The following is an 18,078-nucleotide window of genomic DNA, read 5'->3' on the forward strand; positions in this document are numbered from 1 at the left end:
GGTGACGCCTCAGAAGAAGAAGGTGATGTCGCCGTTGATATAAGAATAGTCGTCTCCGGTGCGAAATTCCGACGTGACTTTGTTTAAGGAAAGAGAAAATGCGACGGGAGAATAGCCGACGGTAGCACCGACGCGATATTCATCCACGGTTTTATTAATATCCACCGTTTCCATTTTTGTTTGCAGCGTTTTCCCCTGTAACGTGTAGTTTTTATCAACTTCCCTGCGCTCAACGCCAGCAAATACCTTATAGATCAATCCCTCTTTTTGAGTGTGTATTAACCCTCGGCGGGACAGTAACCCAAACCCATTATCAGAGTTGAAGGTCTTATCATTTCCCAGCGCAACGGTTGCGCCGTACCCTAAATACTGGAAGAGATTGCCGCCGACAGCAGAGACTTCTGGATAGAAGCCCACATTGACGCCCAGAATATCAATAGCTGGCGTAAGGGAGACCATTCCTTTTGCCATGTAACCATAACGGTTTTCAATTTGATCCTGCCAGGCAGGGTATTTTTCTGCGCCTATTATTCGATGCGCCCGATTCTGAACCTCCTGACCGCCTGCGTCAGGACCAATAACGCCGATATCGGTACCTAAACGATAACGTAACCAATTGGTGGCTAATGAATTCCACTCCAGTCCGGTATGAAGAAAGGCGCTGAACGCGCGGTCGCCTTTGACGGCTTCAGGCTTTCTCTTATTGGCGCCTGATGGAGAATAAATATCTTGCGCGATATGAAAAGAGAGTTGACTGGCGTCAGTGAGATCGTGGCTGTAGCCTAAAAAGAGCCCGGCAGTATAATCACCCCGGTCTGCAGCCGGGTGCCCATAAAGGGCATTTAAGGATGGTTGAAATATACCTGCATCATCATTCGCCACTGAAATAGCAAGGCTACTGGCATTGGCCATTGTGGTCGTACTGAGTATGGCGGCAATCATCGTTGCGCAATAGCTGTATTTGTTCACTTTTTACCCCTGAATATGAAAGTGAATACTCTTATTTTTACAAAGTAATAAGTACAGCAGCATGATGCGCAGTGCTTATTAAACCTTTAAGAGCCTATCCCATTAGGGCTATTTTACTTGCCATTTTGGACCTGGGCAGTGCTCAAAATCCTCACGTACTACGTGTACGCTCCGGTTTTTGCGCGCTGTCCGTGTCCAAACTGGCTGCGCCAATAACGCCTGGTGGGATAGGCTCTAAATATAACTAAACTCCTGCCAGCAGCGAGTCATTGAGAGGATACGTTGCCTTAATGTTGAAAAATGGTGTTGAAAAACATGCGTCAGATATTATTGAATATCCATCTTTCATTCGCTATCTGAGTGCGAGAAATTATTGGCTTCACGATTATGCATATAATACGATGTTTTTTGGTATCAACATGAATATCATGTTGTATTCTTTTGAGCTCATTTTCTTTGAGGGCTTCGATGTTTATCTGTTATTAATTTTTACCGTGATAGTGTTGTCTTTAATGATGAGAGTATTTAACGATTGGTAGGGTAATATAACCAAATTATTACCATCCGAACTATTAGGGCGGTTATTATTAAGGAAGAAAAAATGAATAAAATCATTAATCTGCTAAAATTACTGCCCGTAGTATTATTAAGCGCATGTACTACATCGTATCCTCCCCAGGATACAACATCGGCACCCGAGTTACCCCATCGTAACGTAATCGCCCAGCAACCTGATAACTGTAGCGTTGGCTGTCCTCAAGGAGGAAGTCAACAAACAATTTATCGCCATGTCTATACGCTCAATAATAATAGCGCCACGAAATTTGCCAACTGGGTTGCCTATAGCGTGACAAAGACCAGCCAGGCAAGCGGTCGCCCGCGGAACTGGGCGCAGGACCCCGATTTACCGTCCTCGGATACGTTGGCCCCTTCGGCCTATAAAAATGCCCATACGCTATTAAAAGTCGACAGGGGACACCAGGCCCCGTTGGCAGGATTGGGCGGCGTTTCGGACTGGCCGTCGTTAAATTATTTATCGAATATTACGCCGCAGAAATCCGCCCTGAACCAGGGAGCATGGGCTGCACTGGAAAACCGGGTGCGCGAACTTGCCAAACAGGCTGATGTATCTGCAGTGCACGTAGTGACCGGCCCCCTTTTTGAGCGGCATATCGCCACATTGCCAGAAGATGCTGCGGTAGAAATTCCCAGCGGGTACTGGAAAGTTTTATTCACCGGAACGGCGCCGTCAAAAAGTGAAGGAAATTACGCTGCGTTTATTATGGATCAGAATACGCCCCGTTCGGCGAATTTTTGCGACTATCAGGTTACCGTGGAGGCTATCGAACATAATACGAAGCCAGTGCTGACGCTGTGGTCTGCCTTGCCTGAAGCGGTAGCCAGCGAGGTGAAAACAACAAAGGGGAGTCTGGCGCAGAAGTTAGGTTGTCGATGAGAAGCGCTATACGGCGCGTAGAAAGATAACGGAGAAATCCTGTCAAGGGTCTTGATTTGCTACAGAGTGATGCAATCTCCCTTTTTTTAGTGTTACCATCATCATGCCAGGCGAAAATAGCGATTTTCGTCTGTGTCGAAGGTTGTGCGCCAATTTAGCAATGGTTGGCTAGATGGATACACAACTCACTGTCAATAAATTCATTTTCTCTTTGTATGTGATCTTGCGTATGGGTCACCACTGCAAATAAGGATATAACATGCCTGTTATTACTCTTCCTGATGGCAGCCAACGCCATTATGACCACCCTGTAAGCCCGATGGATGTTGCTCTGGACATTGGTCCTGGCCTGGCGAAAGCCACCATTGCGGGCCGTGTGAATGGCGAGCTGGTTGATGCTTCCGATCTGATTGAAAATGATGCGACGCTTTCCATCATCACCGCAAAAGATGAAGAGGGTCTGGAGATCATTCGTCACTCTTGCGCGCATCTGTTAGGTCACGCTATCAAGCAACTTTGGCCGCACACGAAAATGGCGATCGGCCCGGTTGTCGACAACGGTTTTTACTATGACGTTGATCTTGACCGCACGCTAACTCAGGAAGATGTCGAAGCGCTCGAAAAGCGGATGCATGAGCTCGCCGAGAAAAATTACGACGTTATCAAGAAGAAAGTCAGCTGGCACGAAGCGCGTGAAACCTTCGTGAAGCGTGGTGAAAGCTACAAAGTTTCCATTCTTGATGAAAACATTGCTCATGATGACAAGCCAGGCTTGTACCATCATGAAGAATATGTCGACATGTGTCGTGGTCCGCACGTGCCGAATATGCGTTTCTGCCATCACTTTAAACTGATGAAAACTGCCGGCGCATACTGGCGCGGTGACAGCAATAATAAGATGTTGCAGCGTATTTACGGTACGGCATGGGCAGATAAAAAAGCCCTGAACGCTTATCTGCAGCGCCTGGAAGAGGCCGCAAAACGCGACCACCGTAAAATTGGTAAGCAGCTCGACCTGTATCATATGCAGGAAGAAGCGCCGGGCATGGTGTTCTGGCATAACGACGGCTGGACTATCTTCCGCGAGCTGGAGGTCTTTGTTCGTTCTAAACTCAAAGAGTACCAGTATCAAGAAGTTAAAGGCCCGTTCATGATGGACCGTGTGCTGTGGGAAAAAACCGGGCACTGGGACAACTATAAAGATGCGATGTTCACCACGTCCTCAGAAAACCGCGAATATTGCATCAAGCCGATGAACTGCCCGGGCCACGTTCAGATCTTTAACCAGGGTCTGAAATCCTATCGTGATTTGCCGCTGCGTATGGCGGAATTCGGTAGCTGCCACCGTAACGAGCCATCAGGCGCGCTGCATGGTCTGATGCGCGTACGCGGCTTTACGCAGGATGATGCGCATATCTTCTGCACCGAAGAGCAGATCCGCGATGAAGTTAACGCTTGTATTCGTATGGTCTACGATATGTACAGCACCTTTGGCTTCGAGAAGATCGTCGTCAAGCTTTCCACTCGTCCTGACAAGCGTATTGGCAGCGATGAGATGTGGGATCGTGCTGAGGCGGATCTGGCGGTTGCGCTGGAAGAAAATAATATCCCGTTTGAGTATCAACTGGGTGAAGGCGCATTCTACGGTCCGAAAATTGAATTTACCTTATATGACTGCCTCGATCGTGCATGGCAGTGCGGTACAGTACAGCTGGACTTCTCCTTACCGTCTCGTCTGAGCGCCTCCTATGTAGGCGAAGACAACGAGCGTAAGGTGCCGGTAATGATTCACCGTGCGATTCTTGGGTCGATGGAACGCTTCATCGGTATCCTGACCGAAGAGTTCGCTGGTTTCTTCCCGACATGGCTTGCGCCGGTTCAGGTAGTCGTGATGAATATTACCGATTCGCAGTCTGAATACGTTAACGAATTGACGCAGAAACTACAAAATGCGGGCATTCGTGTAAAAGCAGACTTGAGAAATGAGAAGATTGGCTTTAAAATCCGCGAGCACACTTTACGTCGTGTCCCTTATATGTTGGTCTGTGGTGATAAAGAGGTGGAAGCAGGCAAAGTTGCCGTTCGCACCCGCCGCGGTAAAGACCTGGGCAGTCTGGACGTAAATGACGTGATTGAGAAGCTGCAACAAGAGATTCGCAGCCGCAGTCTTCAACAACTGGAGGAATAAAGTATTAAAGGCGGAAAACGAGTTCAAACGGCGCGTCCGAATCGTATTAATAGCGAAATTCGCGCGCAAGAAGTTCGCTTAACAGGTCTGGAAGGCGAGCAGCTTGGTATTGTGAGTCTGAGAGAAGCTCTGGAAAAAGCTGAAGAAGCCGGAGTAGACTTAGTCGAAATCAGCCCTAACGCCGAGCCGCCGGTTTGTCGTATAATGGATTACGGCAAATTCCTCTATGAAAAGAGTAAGTCTTCTAAGGAACAGAAGAAAAAGCAAAAAGTTATCCAGGTGAAGGAAATTAAATTCCGTCCTGGGACAGATGAAGGCGACTATCAGGTAAAACTCCGCAGCCTGATTCGCTTTCTCGAAGAGGGCGATAAGGCCAAAATCACGCTGCGTTTCCGCGGCCGTGAGATGGCCCACCAGCAAATCGGTATGGAAGTGCTTAATCGCGTGAAAGACGATTTGCAAGAACTGGCAGTGGTCGAATCCTTCCCAACGAAGATCGAAGGCCGCCAGATGATCATGGTGCTTGCTCCTAAGAAGAAACAGTAAGGCCTTCAAGTAACAATTCTGTGAAGCCTTCGGGCTTCACAGGTTTTGTTCGCCTATGTTTCGTTTATTAACAATGCGAAGTGGAAGTTATTAAAATGCCAAAAATTAAGACCGTACGCGGTGCTGCTAAGCGCTTCAAAAAAACCGGTAAAGGTGGTTTTAAGCACAAGCACGCTAACCTGCGTCACATTCTGACCAAAAAAGCGACTAAACGTAAACGTCACCTGCGTCCGAAAGCCATGGTTTCTAAAGGCGATCTGGGCCTGGTTATCGCGTGCCTGCCGTACGCATAAGCCGTTAACGTTTTTAACTTTTTAATTAGAATAGATACAGGAGAGCACATATGGCTCGCGTAAAACGTGGTGTAATTGCACGCGCACGTCACAAGAAAATTTTGAAACAAGCCAAAGGCTACTACGGTGCGCGTTCTCGCGTATACCGCGTTGCCTTCCAGGCAGTTATCAAAGCTGGTCAGTATGCTTACCGTGACCGTCGTCAACGTAAGCGTCAGTTCCGTCAACTGTGGATTGCGCGTATCAACGCAGCAGCACGTCAGAACGGTATTTCTTACAGCAAATTCATCAACGGCCTGAAAAAAGCCTCTGTTGAAATCGACCGTAAGATCCTGGCTGATATCGCCGTATTCGACAAAGTCGCGTTCACCGCGCTGGTTGAAAAAGCGAAAGCAGCTCTGGCATAAGCCAGTGAAAAGAGGGAGCCTGGCTCCCTCTCTTTTATTTACTGTTCAGTGAGTTGACAATTGACCTGTAACCCTTTTCAATAAAGGATATTCGGTTTTACCACATAAGGTAACGCAAGCATGAACGCTGCTATTTTCCGTTTCTTTTTTTACTTTAGCACCTGATCCCAGGAGGCTAGCGCGTGAAAAACGAAACGAAAAACAGCGCAAAAAAGCCTCCTGATGGAGGCTTTTTTTGTATCTGAAATCGAGAGATTACGTCCAATGAACCGGTGTCTTCACCGACACAATGAGGAAAACCATGTCACATCTCGCAGAGCTGGTTGCCAATGCAGCGGCCGCCATTAACCAGGCGTCAGATGTTGCCGCGTTAGACAATGTACGCGTCGAATATTTGGGCAAGAAAGGGCATTTAACCCTTCAGATGACGACCCTACGCGATCTGCCGCCGGAAGAGCGTCCAGCAGCCGGGGCAGTCATTAACGCCGCGAAAGAGCAGGTACAACAGGCTCTTAACGCGCGTAAAGCCGAGCTGGAAAGCGCAGCGCTTAACGCCCGTCTGGCCGCTGAAACCATCGATATCTCCCTGCCGGGGCGCCGTATTGAGAACGGCGGTCTGCATCCGGTCACACGTACCATTGACCGTATTGAAAGTTTCTTCGGCGAGCTTGGTTTTACCGTGGCGACTGGCCCGGAAATCGAAGATGACTACCATAACTTCGATGCGTTAAACATTCCGGGTCATCATCCGGCCCGCGCCGATCATGATACCTTCTGGTTTGACGCGACCCGTCTGCTGCGGACCCAGACGTCTGGCGTCCAGATCCGGACGATGAAAGCGCAGCAACCGCCGATCCGTATTATTGCGCCGGGCCGTGTATACCGTAATGACTACGACCAGACGCATACTCCGATGTTCCATCAGATGGAAGGTCTGATTGTTGATACCAACATCAGCTTCACCAACCTCAAAGGTACGCTGCACGACTTCCTGCGTAATTTCTTTGAGGAGGATCTGCAGATTCGCTTCCGTCCTTCTTATTTTCCGTTTACCGAACCTTCTGCGGAAGTGGATGTGATGGGTAAAAACGGCAAATGGCTGGAAGTGCTGGGCTGCGGGATGGTGCATCCGAATGTGCTGCGTAATGTCGGTATCGATCCGGAAATCTATTCTGGCTTCGCTTTTGGTATGGGGATGGAACGTCTGACCATGTTGCGTTACGGCGTCACCGACCTGCGTTCATTCTTCGAAAACGATCTGCGTTTCCTCAAACAGTTTAAATAAAGGCAGGATAAAACAATGAAATTCAGCGAACTGTGGTTACGCGAGTGGGTTAACCCGGCAATTGATAGCGATGCGTTGGCTAACCAGATTACGATGGCTGGCCTGGAAGTAGACGGCGTTGAGCCGGTCGCGGGAAGCTTCAATGGCGTTGTGGTTGGGGAAGTGGTTGAGTGCGCCCAGCATCCGAACGCTGACAAATTGCGTGTAACGAAAGTCAACGTTGGCGGAGAACGCCTGTTGGATATCGTCTGCGGCGCGCCAAACTGTCGTCAGGGGCTGAAAGTAGCGGTGGCCACCATTGGCGCCATCCTGCCGGGCGATTTCAAAATTAAAGCGGCGAAACTGCGCGGCGAACCGTCTGAAGGGATGCTGTGCTCCTTCTCCGAACTGGGGATTTCCGACGATCACAGCGGCATTATCGAACTGCCGGCGGATGCGCCGCTGGGTACCGATATCCGTGAATACCTGAAGCTTGACGACAATACCATCGAAATTAGCGTCACGCCGAACCGTGCGGATTGCTTAGGTATCATCGGCGTTGCGCGTGATGTGGCGGTACTGAACAAAGCGCCGCTCCAGGAGCCTGAAATGGCGCCGGTTACGGCAACCATCAGCGATACGCTGCCGATTACAGTAGAGGCCGCTGATGCGTGTCCACGCTATCTTGGCCGGGTGGTAAAAGGCATCAATGTTAACGCGCCGACGCCGCTGTGGATGAAAGAGAAACTGCGTCGCTGCGGTATTCGCTCCATCGATGCGGTGGTTGACGTCACGAACTATGTGCTGCTCGAACTGGGTCAGCCAATGCATGCTTTCGATAAAGATCGCATTGATGGCGGTATTGTCGTGCGGATGGCAAAAGAGGGTGAAACCGTCGTCCTGCTGGACGGTAGCGAAGCGACGTTAAATGCGGACACGCTGGTGATCGCCGATCACCATAAGGCGCTGGGGATAGCCGGTATTTTTGGCGGCGAACATTCCGGCGTGAATGGCGAAACGCAAAATGTGCTGCTGGAGTGTGCGTACTTTAATCCGCTGTCTATCACCGGTCGCGCTCGCCGCCACGGTCTGCATACCGATGCATCTCATCGCTACGAGCGCGGGGTGGACCCGGCGCTGCAATATAAAGCGATAGAGCGCGCTACTCGTCTGCTTCTTGATATCTGTGGCGGTGATGCGGGTCCGATAATTGATGTGAGCAACGAAGCAACGTTGCCGAAACGCGCCACCATTACGCTGCGTCGCAGTAAACTGGATCGCCTGATCGGGCATCATATTACGGATGAGCAGGTCAGTGATATTCTGCGTCGTCTGGGCTGTGAAGTGACCGAAGGACAGGACGAGTGGAAAGCCGTGGCGCCGACCTGGCGTTTCGATATGGAAATTGAAGAAGATCTGGTGGAAGAGGTGGCCCGCGTTTACGGCTATAACAATATTCCGGACGAGCCAATCCAGGCCGGTTTAATCATGGGGACGCACCGTGAAGCCGATCTGTCGTTGAAGCGGGTTAAAACCATGCTGAACGACAAAGGCTATCAGGAAGTGATTACCTATAGCTTTGTCGATCCTAAAGTACAACAGCTCATCCATCCAGGCGCAGAAGCGCTGCTGCTGCCAAACCCTATCTCCGTTGAGATGTCGGCGATGCGTCTGTCTCTGTGGAGCGGATTGTTGGCGACGGTGGTCTATAACCAAAACCGTCAGCAGAATCGCGTGCGTATTTTTGAAACCGGTTTACGTTTCGTTCCGGATACACAAGCCAATCTGGGTATTCGACAGGATCTGATGCTGGCTGGCGTGATTTGCGGCAACCGCTATGATGAGCACTGGAACCTGGCAAAAGAGACCGTTGATTTCTATGATTTGAAAGGCGATCTGGAAGCGGTATTGGATTTAACCGGCAAACTGGGTGATATCCAGTTTAAGGCGGAGATGAATCCGGCTCTGCATCCGGGACAGTCGGCAGCGATTTATCTGAAAGATGAACGTATTGGTTTTATTGGGGTTGTTCATCCTGAACTGGAACGTAAACTGGATCTGAATGGTCGTACGCTGGTGTTTGAACTGGAATGGAATAAGCTCGCAGACCGTATCGTGCCGCAGGCGCGGGAGATTTCACGCTTCCCGGCCAACCGTCGCGATATTGCGGTTGTTGTTGCAGAAAACGTTCCCGCAGCGGATATTTTATCCGAATGTAAGAAAGTTGGCGTAAATCAGGTAGTTGGCGTAAACTTATTTGACGTGTACCGCGGTAAGGGTGTTGCGGAGGGTTATAAGAGCCTCGCTATCAGCCTGATCCTTCAGGATACCAACCGTACACTCGAAGAAGAGGAGATTGCCGCTACCGTCGCCAAATGTGTAGAGGCATTAAAAGAGCGATTCCAGGCATCATTGAGGGATTGAACCTATGGCGCTTACAAAAGCTGAAATGTCAGAATATCTGTTTGATAAGCTTGGGCTTAGCAAGCGGGATGCCAAAGAACTGGTTGAACTGTTTTTCGAAGAGATCCGTCGTGCTCTGGAAAACGGTGAGCAGGTGAAACTCTCTGGTTTTGGTAACTTCGATCTGCGTGATAAAAATCAACGTCCGGGGCGTAACCCGAAAACGGGTGAAGATATTCCTATTACAGCACGGCGCGTGGTGACCTTCAGACCCGGGCAGAAGTTAAAGAGCCGGGTCGAAAACGCTTCGCCCAAAGAAGAGTAATCAGATCCAGGCATAACATCCATCAGGGTGTATTGCGGCAGATACGCTGCCATCCCGAAAGTAGATCAGCGGGATGACAGCGTATCTGTCAGTCTGAAAGATGACTCGTATAACTAAAAAGGCCGCATTGCGGCCTTTTTTCTTTCAAGTAGAGGATACCCACCGTAAAATCACGCTACCTCTTTTCAGCTGAATGGATAACATGCTGACTTTTGCCCGCCAACAACAGCGACGAAACGTTCGCTGGCTTCTGAGCCTGTCACTGCTGATGCTACTGGCTACACTTCTGAGCTTATGCGCAGGCGAACAGTGGATTACCCCCGGTGACTGGTTAAGCGCCCGGGGGGAACTGTTTGTCTGGCAAATCCGCCTTCCCCGCACGCTTGCGGTATTGCTGGTTGGCGCTGCGCTGGCGCTATCTGGCACCGTGATGCAGGCGCTGTTTGAAAACCCACTTGCTGAACCGGGCCTGCTCGGCGTTTCGAATGGGGCCGGTGTTGGGCTTATTGCCGCCGTCTTACTGGGGCAGGGGCAACTGCCAGGATGGGCGCTGGGACTGTGCGCTATAGCTGGCGCGCTCACTATTACGTTAATCCTGCTGCGTTTTGCGCGCCGCCATCTCTCTACCAGCCGCTTGTTGTTGGCGGGCGTCGCGCTGGGCATTATCTGTAGCGCGCTGATGACGTGGGCTATCTATTTTTCCACCTCTTTCGATCTGCGGCAATTAATGTACTGGATGATGGGAGGATTCGGCGGCGTTGACTGGCAGCAGAGCTGGCTAATGATTGCGCTCATCCCGGTACTGATCTGGATATGTTGCCAGTCGCAACCGCTGAATATGCTGGCGCTAGGGGAAACCTCGGCGCGGCAGCTTGGCCTGCCGCTGTGGTTCTGGCGCAATTTGTTGGTCGTCGCCACCGGCTGGATGGTGGGCGTCAGCGTGGCGATGGCGGGGGCGATTGGTTTTATCGGTCTGGTTATTCCGCACATCCTGCGCTTATGTGGTTTAACCGATCACCGGGTTTTACTTCCCGGCTGCGCGCTGGCCGGGGCTATCGCCCTGCTATTGGCTGATGTGGTCGCCCGACTGGCGCTGGCGTCGGCTGAACTGCCTATCGGGGTGGTTACCGCCACATTGGGGGCGCCAGTGTTTATCTGGCTGCTGCTCAAATCCGCGCGTTAGCGCATTGGTAAACAACTGCTTTCATCATTCGCAGTCTATGATTAAAGGCTAACGATGAAACCCGCTATTCTACCGACATCAGGGAGACACCATGCAAAACTCGCTTCTTAATACTCACGTTACGACGATTGATGGAGAAGTCACCACTCTTGAGAAATACGCCGGAAAAGTGCTGCTCATTGTAAACGTCGCCTCCAGATGTGGTCTGACGCCGCAATATGAACAGCTGGAAAATATCCAGAAGGCGTGGGCAGATCAGGGGTTTATCGTGTTGGGTTTTCCCTGCAACCAGTTTATGGGGCAGGAGCCAGGCAGCGAAGAGGAGATTAAAACCTATTGCGCCAGCACCTGGGGCGTCACGTTCCCGATGTTCAGTAAAATTGATGTGAATGGCGACGCGCGCCATCCGCTGTATCAAAAACTGATTGCCGCTGCGCCAACGGCAGTCGCGCCGGAGAAGAGCGGCTTTTACGAACGGATGGTAAGCAAAGGGCGTACGCCACTCTATCCGGATGATATTCTGTGGAATTTTGAAAAATTTTTGGTAGGCCGGGATGGTCAGGTAGTACAGCGTTTTTCGCCGGATATGACGCCTGAAGATCCTATTGTGATGGAAAGCATAAAAATCGCGTTGGCAAAATAATGTCTCAATTGATGCAATTAAAGGACGTCGCCGAGAGCACCCGCCTGGGGCCGCTTTCCGGCGAAGTAAGCGCAGGAGAGATCCTTCATCTTGTCGGGCCGAACGGCGCCGGGAAAAGCACGCTACTGGCGCGTATGGCGGGGTTAACCTCCGGCGAGGGGAGCATCAGGTTTGGCGGAGCGCCGCTGGAGGCATGGGCGACGGCAACGCTTGCCCAACACCGCGCTTATCTTGCGCAACAGCAAAATCCGCCGTTCGCCATGCCGGTCTGGCATTACCTGACATTGCATCAACCTGATAAAACGCGAACCGGGCAGCTTAACGAGGTGGCCGATATGCTTGGATTGGGCGACAAACTGGGGCGAAGCGTGAATCAGCTTTCCGGTGGCGAGTGGCAGCGCGTTCGCCTTGCTGCCGTTGTACTACAAATTCATCCCGACGCTAATCCGGTCGGTCAATTATTGCTGCTTGATGAGCCGATGAACAGTCTCGATGTTGCGCAACAAAACGCTCTGGATCGGGTATTACATCATTTATGTCAGGCAGGAATTGCGATTGTGATGAGTAGCCATGATCTGAACCACACGCTGCGCCATGCGCATAAAGCCTGGTTACTAAAGCGCGGTAAACTCATTGCCTGCGGCCGCCGGGAAGAGGTGCTCACCCCCTCTTATCTGGCGCAAGCCTACGGTCTGTGCTTTCGACGACTCGACGTCGAGGGGCATCCAATGCTCATTTCGGCCACTTAAGTAAAATCGTTTCTTGAAAAGCAGGTAATTTCGACGCTAAATTAATACCAAAATAAAAACAGAGGATTGTTGCGGCATGCGTTTTTGGCTTCTTGTTATCACAGCATTGTTCCTGGCAGGATGCAGTACTCATCGGGCACCGGCGCCAAATGCCAGATTATCAGACTCCATTACCGTCATTGCGGGTCTGAACGATCAGTTGCAGTCCTGGCGCGGTACGCCATACCGCTACGGCGGCATGAGTCGTAGAGGCGTGGACTGTTCCGGCTTTGTGGTAGTCACTATGCGCGACAAGTTTGATTTGCAGTTGCCTCGTGATACGCGTGAACAATCAAAAATCGGCACCAGAATCGATAAAGATGAATTGCTGCCCGGAGATTTGGTTTTCTTTAAAACCGGTTCGGGCGAAAGTGGTTTACATGTTGGTATTTACGATACAAATAATGAGTTTATTCATGCCTCTACCAGTCGTGGCGTGATGCGTTCATCGCTGGATAATGTGTACTGGCGAAAAAACTTCTGGCAGGCACGGCGAATTTAACCCCGCAGACGATATAAATTTTATAGTCTATTTTTAACATATCGCCGGTTGAACTTATGACATCTGTTGTCATCATATATAATGATATAACCGTAGCATTTACAAACGTACTTTTATTAAAAACGGGCGTGCTCACGCCCTGTTAAAAGTACAACATTGGATATTGGTTTATAATCAGAGTAAGTTAAAAAAAGGAACCGGTTCACCGGTAAACAAGAAAAATGATGACGCTTCAATTAGTATCTGAAGTTACGTCTGTTTCCGTCCGTAGTGACTGGATGGCGAATAGCGTCCTAACCATGGGACTGGCGTAATGATTGCTTCACTTGATGAGCTTTACCATTCCGAACTCTTTTTCCTTCCCGTCATGGATGAAAACGCTCGGCTTGTTGGTTTAGAGATTATTGCAACGTTTGCCGCTGAAGACGGCGCCGTGCGGATGCCGACTGAGTTGGTAGCGCCTCGCCTTTCGGTGGAGGAACAATACTGTCTGTTTGTTGAAAAACTGGCGTTGTTAGAAACCTGTCAGCACTTTTTTATTCAGCATAAACTTATTGCATGGCTTAATTTACCGCCTGCAATTAGTGACTTATTATTATTAGATAGCGAACTTTTTTCCCAGGCAGCGCGCTTTCCGTTTCTTGAATTAGCTATAAATGAGAATTATCCTGGGTTAAACCAGGGCAAAAACAATGAAACGTTAGCTAATCTGGCAATGCATTTTCCATTAATGCTGGCAAATTTTGGGGCAGGCGAGGCATCGACTAAAGCTATTTTCGATGGGCTTTTCAAACGAGTCATGTTGGATAAAAATTTTATTCAGCAGCGAGCTGAAATGATCTCATTCGAACCATTCATGCACGCTATTGTTGCCCAGATCTCCTCCAGCTGCGAGTCGCTGATGATTGCCGGTATTGATACTGAGGCGATGTTTGCGCGCGCAGCGCCATTGGGGTTTAGCGCATTCCAGGGCGGACTATGGCCTTCGGTGCCGGTAAGCCAGCTCATTAAACTCGTTCAGCGATAACCTTTCTGTTTGCCGGTGTTTAACCGGTGATTAACCGTCTACACTGAAGACAGGAGGCCCTATGACCCTGTCTTTTACTGCCCGTTGGCGCGATGAATTGCCAGCAACGTATACCGCGCTTTTACCCACACCGTTAAAAAATGCGCGACTGATTTGGTATAACGACGAACTGGCGCAGCAGTTAGCCATTCCCGCGTCGTTATTTGACGCTACTAATGGCGCTGGCGTTTGGGGCGGCGAAACCTTATTACCCGGTATGTCGCCTGTCGCGCAGGTATATAGCGGGCATCAGTTCGGCGTCTGGGCGGGGCAACTCGGCGACGGACGCGGTATTTTGCTGGGCGAACAGCTCCTGGCGGATGGCTCGACCCTCGACTGGCATCTGAAAGGCGCCGGATTAACACCCTATTCGCGAATGGGGGATGGGCGCGCCGTCCTGCGTTCAACCATACGAGAAAGTCTTGCCAGCGAAGCCATGCATTATCTGGGTATTCCCACGACGCGCGCGTTATCTATCGTAGCCAGCGATACGCCGGTTCAGCGAGAGACGCAGGAAACGGGCGCGATGTTAATGCGTCTGGCGCAAAGTCATATGCGTTTTGGTCATTTCGAACATTTCTATTACCGCCGTGAGCCGGAAAAAGTTCAGCAACTGGCTGATTTCGCTATTCGTCATTACTGGCCGCAATGGCAGGATGTCCCGGAAAAATATGCTTTGTGGTTTGAAGAGGTGGCGGCGCGTACCGGAAGACTCATCGCCGAGTGGCAAACCGTCGGTTTTTCGCACGGCGTTATGAATACGGATAACATGTCGATTCTGGGGCTGACCATCGACTATGGTCCCTTTGGTTTTCTCGATGACTACGATCCCGGCTTCATTGGTAACCATTCCGATCATCAGGGACGTTACCGCTTCGATAATCAACCGTCGGTGGCGCTGTGGAATTTACAACGTCTGGCGCAGACGTTAACCCCTTTTATTGAGATCGACGCGTTAAACAGAGCGCTGGATCGCTACCAGGACGCGTTGTTAACGCACTATGGGCAGCGAATGCGCCAGAAGCTGGGCTTCTTTACCGAGCAAAAAGACGATAACGCTTTACTGAATGAATTGTTTAGTCTGATGGCGCGCGAAGGGAGTGACTATACCCGTACATTTCGGATGTTAAGCCATACGGAGCAACAGAGCGCTTCCTCGCCGTTGCGGGATACGTTTATCGATCGCGCGGCGTTCGATGCCTGGTTCGACCGCTACCGGGCGCGATTGCGCACAGAGGCGGTTGATGACGCGCTGCGCCAGCAGCAGATGCAACGCGTGAATCCTGCGATTGTGTTGCGCAACTGGCTGGCGCAACGCGCGATAGATGCGGCTGAACAGGGAGACATGGCAGAACTGCATCGGTTGCATGAAGTTTTACGTCAACCTTTTACCGATCGAGATGATGACTATGCCAGCCGACCACCGGAGTGGGGAAAGCGGCTGGAGGTCAGTTGTTCAAGTTAGCCTGACGCCAGTAGCATCGTCTGCTGGCGCAGCGTTATTTGGTTAACAGTAGCTTCCCGGCCTGAGTTTTGCGCAACAGATACTCCTGACCGTTGTGATCGATAATGACTTTGCCGTCCGGACCTAATAGCGCCTGACTGTTGACGCGCCGTTCAGCGGCAGGGAGAAGCGTTTCATTGTCTATTTCCTTAGGGTGAGGCAGCTCGGTGTTATCCATACGCGACATGTTATTTATTAATAATCAAACTCACAATGATTATTATTATCAATAATTAATGCGATAACAGCAAGTGCTAATTCTGTGGAGTGATATATGCGCGCGTAGAGAAAAGGGCGGGTAACGCATCGAAGAAACGCCCATCCCGACAGGATGGGCGAGCTATTAAAAGCGGCTGTCTACCGCTGCGGCAAGTTTTTCCAACAAAACTTCCGTATCTTCCCAGTTCAGGCAGGGATCGGTAATGGACTGACCATAGATTAATGGTTGACCGCTGATAATTTTTTGCGTGCCTTCCCGTAAAAAACTCTCGGCCATAATCCCGGCAATTGCCGTGGAGCCATTACGAATCTGCTGGCAAATATCATCACATACCTCCAACTGGCGGCGATGCTGTTTTTGACAGTTGCCGTGGCTGAAGTCGACGACCAGATGTTCCGGCAGATCAAATTCATGCAACGTGTCGCAGGCGGCGGCAATATCTTCAGCGTGGTAGTTCGGTTTTTTACCGCCGCGCATGATGATGTGCCCATACGGGTTGCCACTCGTCTGGTAGATGGTCATCTGTCCGTCTTTATCCGGCGAGAGAAACATATGGCTGGCGCGGGAGGCGCGAATAGCGTCAACGGCAATGCGAGTATTGCCATCCGTACCATTTTTAAAGCCGACCGGACAAGAGAGTGCGGAAGCCATTTCCCGATGGATTTGGCTTTCGGTGGTACGCGCGCCAATCGCTCCCCAACTGATCAGATCGGCAATAAACTGGCCGGTGACCATATCAAGAAATTCTGTGGCGGTCGGTACTCCCAGTTCGTTCACCTGCAATAGCAAGCGACGCGCCAGTTCAAGCCCATAATTGACGCGGTAACTTCCATTCAAGTCGGGATCGGAAATCAGGCCTTTCCATCCCACAACGGTGCGCGGTTTTTCAAAATAGGTGCGCATGACGATTTCCAGACGCGCCTGATGCTTTTGGCGTTGTGCCTGGAGCTGCGTCGCGTATTCCATGGCAGCATTCAGATCGTGAATCGAACAGGGGCCAATGACGACCAGTAGCCGTGGATCTTCACCATTTAAAATCTTTTCTATCCGGCGTCGGGAGTCGGTAACGTGACTGGCGACGGAGGACGATACAGGATACCGCTGCGCGAGTTCGGTCGGTGTTACCAGGCTGTCGATACGCGCAGTACGGAGTTCGTCGGTTCTGTTCATTACAAGTCTCAGAAATTTGTTGCTTCAACGGCAGGACTACCGGGAAGTGATGGGCATCACGATAAACCAATCCCTGCTGATTTCAAGTGCGAGGCGTGTCACACCTCGCAGGCAGAACGGCATGATAACAAAAACCAACCCATTAAACTAGTTTGCTAGTACATCCTGCGGTTAAGCCCCATAATGTCGAGAATTTTGGTGGCTATCTCTTCAACGGAATAATTGGTGCTGTTCAGGCAGGGGATCTGATTCTTACGATACAGCGCTTCGACCTCCGCCACTTCCATGCGGCACTGACGCAACGAGGCATAGCGACTGTTTTCACGGCGTTCTTCGCGAATTGCCGCCAGGCGTTCAGGGTCAATTGTCAGGCCGAACAGTTTATGTTGTAGCGGTTTTAACGATGTGGGCAGCGTCAAATTATCCATATCATCGGCGATGAAAGGGTAGTTAGCCGCACGAATACCGAATTGCATTGCCAGATAGAGGCTGGTGGGCGTTTTTCCACAGCGCGAAACGCCAAGTAAAATGACCTGAGCCTGATCGAGGTTGCGCAATGAAATGCCATCATCATGCGCCAGGGTATAATCGATAGCGGCAATACGCGCGTCATACTTGTTCAGGTTACCCGGATTAAGCCCATGAGTACGATGAGCGATCGGCGTCGGATCCAGTTTCATCTCCTGCTGAAGCGGCGCCACCAGCGCCTGGACGATATCCTGGCAGAAACCTTCGCTCTGTAAGATGATGGCGCGAATTTCAGGTAAAACAATCGAGTAAAACACCAACGGGCGAACGCCGGTTTGCTGATAAATGGCGTCAATTTGGTCTTTGACGGCGCGGGCGCGACTTTCGTTTTCCACGAATGGCAGCGTGATGCTGCTGATCGTCACCGGAAACTGCGACATAACCGCGTGACCCAGGACCTCGGCGGTGATGGCGGTACCATCAGAAATATAGAAAACATGGCGATCAACAACACTATCCATTCTGTTCATCCTGAAGAGTAAACATAATTATCTGAAAGCATAAATTAAAAGTAACGGGAAACGTATAACTTGTCGCTTATTTTATAAAATGACAGACACTTTTTATAATTAATGAAAAGTGTGTTTCATTTCCTGGAAACGCAGTTTATACCGGGGGTTATT

The 18,078-nt window shown here is 50.5% G+C and carries 19 protein-coding genes, 1 pseudogene and 1 other annotated feature; of the genes and pseudogenes, 16 read left to right on the forward strand and 4 right to left on the reverse strand.

All coding sequences use genetic code 11. From position 1 onward, the window contains the following. Positions 1-9 precede the first annotated feature (9 nt). On the reverse strand, positions 10-969 hold the full coding sequence (locus tag ACLD4K_RS00185; RefSeq protein ID WP_411011174.1) for a lipid A deacylase LpxR family protein: 960 nt from the start codon (positions 967-969) through the stop codon (positions 10-12). A 290-nt stretch (positions 970-1,259) separates the two neighbouring features. Here ACLD4K_RS00185 and ACLD4K_RS00190 point away from each other — a divergent pair. From ACLD4K_RS00190 to selO, 16 genes and pseudogenes are all read left to right on the forward strand, one after another. Continuing rightward, positions 1,260-1,574, forward strand: a pseudogene (locus ACLD4K_RS00190) (hypothetical protein). Beyond that, positions 1,571-2,425, forward strand: a complete 855-nt coding sequence (locus ACLD4K_RS00195; RefSeq protein ID WP_411011175.1) for a DNA/RNA non-specific endonuclease — start codon at positions 1,571-1,573, stop codon at positions 2,423-2,425. Before ACLD4K_RS00190 ends, ACLD4K_RS00195 begins: the two are co-directional and overlap by 4 nt. A gap of 259 nt (positions 2,426-2,684) precedes the next feature. After that, positions 2,685-4,613 carry a threonine--tRNA ligase gene (thrS, locus tag ACLD4K_RS00200; protein WP_001144226.1) on the forward strand — a complete coding sequence of 643 codons (1,929 nt, stop codon included), beginning with the start codon at positions 2,685-2,687 and terminating at the stop codon, positions 4,611-4,613. Between the two features lie 3 nt (positions 4,614-4,616). Next, a complete protein-coding gene (gene infC, locus ACLD4K_RS00205; protein ID WP_001574431.1) occupies positions 4,617-5,159 on the forward strand; it encodes a translation initiation factor IF-3 in 543 nt (180 codons plus the stop codon). 95 nt (positions 5,160-5,254) lie between these two features. Beyond that, a complete protein-coding gene (gene rpmI, locus ACLD4K_RS00210) occupies positions 5,255-5,452 on the forward strand; it encodes a 50S ribosomal protein L35 (RefSeq protein ID WP_001124225.1) in 198 nt (65 codons plus the stop codon). A gap of 50 nt (positions 5,453-5,502) precedes the next feature. Beyond that, positions 5,503-5,859: a 50S ribosomal protein L20 gene (rplT, locus tag ACLD4K_RS00215; RefSeq protein ID WP_000124850.1), complete on the forward strand. Its 357-nt coding sequence runs from the start codon at positions 5,503-5,505 to the stop codon at positions 5,857-5,859. Positions 5,860-5,974: 115 nt separating this feature from the next. Beyond that, positions 5,975-6,098, forward strand: a sequence feature (Phe leader region). Next, positions 5,980-6,024, forward strand: a complete 45-nt coding sequence (gene pheM / locus ACLD4K_RS00220) for a pheST operon leader peptide PheM (RefSeq protein ID WP_001386830.1) — start codon at positions 5,980-5,982, stop codon at positions 6,022-6,024. Its footprint overlaps the feature before it by 45 nt. 62 nt (positions 6,099-6,160) lie before the next feature. Further along, on the forward strand, positions 6,161-7,144 hold the full coding sequence (gene pheS / locus ACLD4K_RS00225; RefSeq protein ID WP_000018570.1) for a phenylalanine--tRNA ligase subunit alpha: 984 nt from the start codon (positions 6,161-6,163) through the stop codon (positions 7,142-7,144). Positions 7,145-7,159: 15 nt separating this feature from the next. Beyond that, positions 7,160-9,547, forward strand: a complete 2,388-nt coding sequence (gene pheT, locus ACLD4K_RS00230; RefSeq protein WP_058821236.1) for a phenylalanine--tRNA ligase subunit beta — start codon at positions 7,160-7,162, stop codon at positions 9,545-9,547. 4 nt (positions 9,548-9,551) lie between these two features. Beyond that, positions 9,552-9,851 carry an integration host factor subunit alpha gene (gene ihfA, locus ACLD4K_RS00235; protein ID WP_001229266.1) on the forward strand — a complete coding sequence of 100 codons (300 nt, stop codon included), beginning with the start codon at positions 9,552-9,554 and terminating at the stop codon, positions 9,849-9,851. Positions 9,852-10,053: 202 nt separating this feature from the next. After that, positions 10,054-11,034, forward strand: coding sequence for a vitamin B12 ABC transporter permease BtuC (btuC, locus tag ACLD4K_RS00240; protein WP_411011176.1), 981 nt, complete (start codon positions 10,054-10,056; stop codon positions 11,032-11,034). A gap of 91 nt (positions 11,035-11,125) precedes the next feature. Continuing rightward, a complete protein-coding gene (locus tag ACLD4K_RS00245) occupies positions 11,126-11,677 on the forward strand; it encodes a glutathione peroxidase (RefSeq protein WP_076726458.1) in 552 nt (183 codons plus the stop codon). Then, on the forward strand, positions 11,677-12,426 hold the full coding sequence (gene btuD, locus ACLD4K_RS00250) for a vitamin B12 ABC transporter ATP-binding protein BtuD (protein WP_080193936.1): 750 nt from the start codon (positions 11,677-11,679) through the stop codon (positions 12,424-12,426). The genes ACLD4K_RS00245 and btuD overlap by 1 nt, the downstream gene beginning before the upstream one ends. A 76-nt stretch (positions 12,427-12,502) precedes the next feature. Continuing rightward, the gene (locus ACLD4K_RS00255; protein WP_001213256.1) at positions 12,503-12,967 is read left to right on the forward strand and encodes a C40 family peptidase; all 465 of its coding nucleotides are present in this window, start codon (positions 12,503-12,505) and stop codon (positions 12,965-12,967) included. A 313-nt stretch (positions 12,968-13,280) separates the two neighbouring features. Beyond that, positions 13,281-13,994: an anti-FlhDC factor YdiV gene (ydiV, locus tag ACLD4K_RS00260; protein ID WP_411011177.1), complete on the forward strand. Its 714-nt coding sequence runs from the start codon at positions 13,281-13,283 to the stop codon at positions 13,992-13,994. 61 nt (positions 13,995-14,055) lie between these two features. After that, complete coding sequence (gene selO, locus ACLD4K_RS00265; RefSeq protein WP_000175665.1) at positions 14,056-15,498, forward strand: protein adenylyltransferase SelO; 1,443 nt, start codon at positions 14,056-14,058, stop codon at positions 15,496-15,498. Positions 15,499-15,532: 34 nt separating this feature from the next. Here selO and hemP read toward each other — a convergent pair whose 3' ends face one another. The 3 genes from hemP to ppsR all read right to left on the reverse strand — a co-directional run bounded on the left by hemP (position 15,533) and on the right by ppsR (position 17,916). After that, positions 15,533-15,724, reverse strand: a complete 192-nt coding sequence (gene hemP, locus ACLD4K_RS00270) for a hemin uptake protein HemP (RefSeq protein WP_000089115.1) — start codon at positions 15,722-15,724, stop codon at positions 15,533-15,535. A gap of 156 nt (positions 15,725-15,880) precedes the next feature. Further along, the gene (gene aroH, locus ACLD4K_RS00275) at positions 15,881-16,927 is read right to left on the reverse strand and encodes a 3-deoxy-7-phosphoheptulonate synthase AroH (RefSeq protein ID WP_001082196.1); all 1,047 of its coding nucleotides are present in this window, start codon (positions 16,925-16,927) and stop codon (positions 15,881-15,883) included. Positions 16,928-17,082: 155 nt separating this feature from the next. Next, positions 17,083-17,916: a posphoenolpyruvate synthetase regulatory kinase/phosphorylase PpsR gene (ppsR, locus tag ACLD4K_RS00280; RefSeq protein ID WP_183059099.1), complete on the reverse strand. Its 834-nt coding sequence runs from the start codon at positions 17,914-17,916 to the stop codon at positions 17,083-17,085. Positions 17,917-18,078: the final 162 nt, after the last annotated feature.

It is taken from the genome of Salmonella sp. 741265055_HSA, assembly GCF_046569525.1.
GTDB lineage: Bacteria > Pseudomonadota > Gammaproteobacteria > Enterobacterales > Enterobacteriaceae > Salmonella > Salmonella enterica.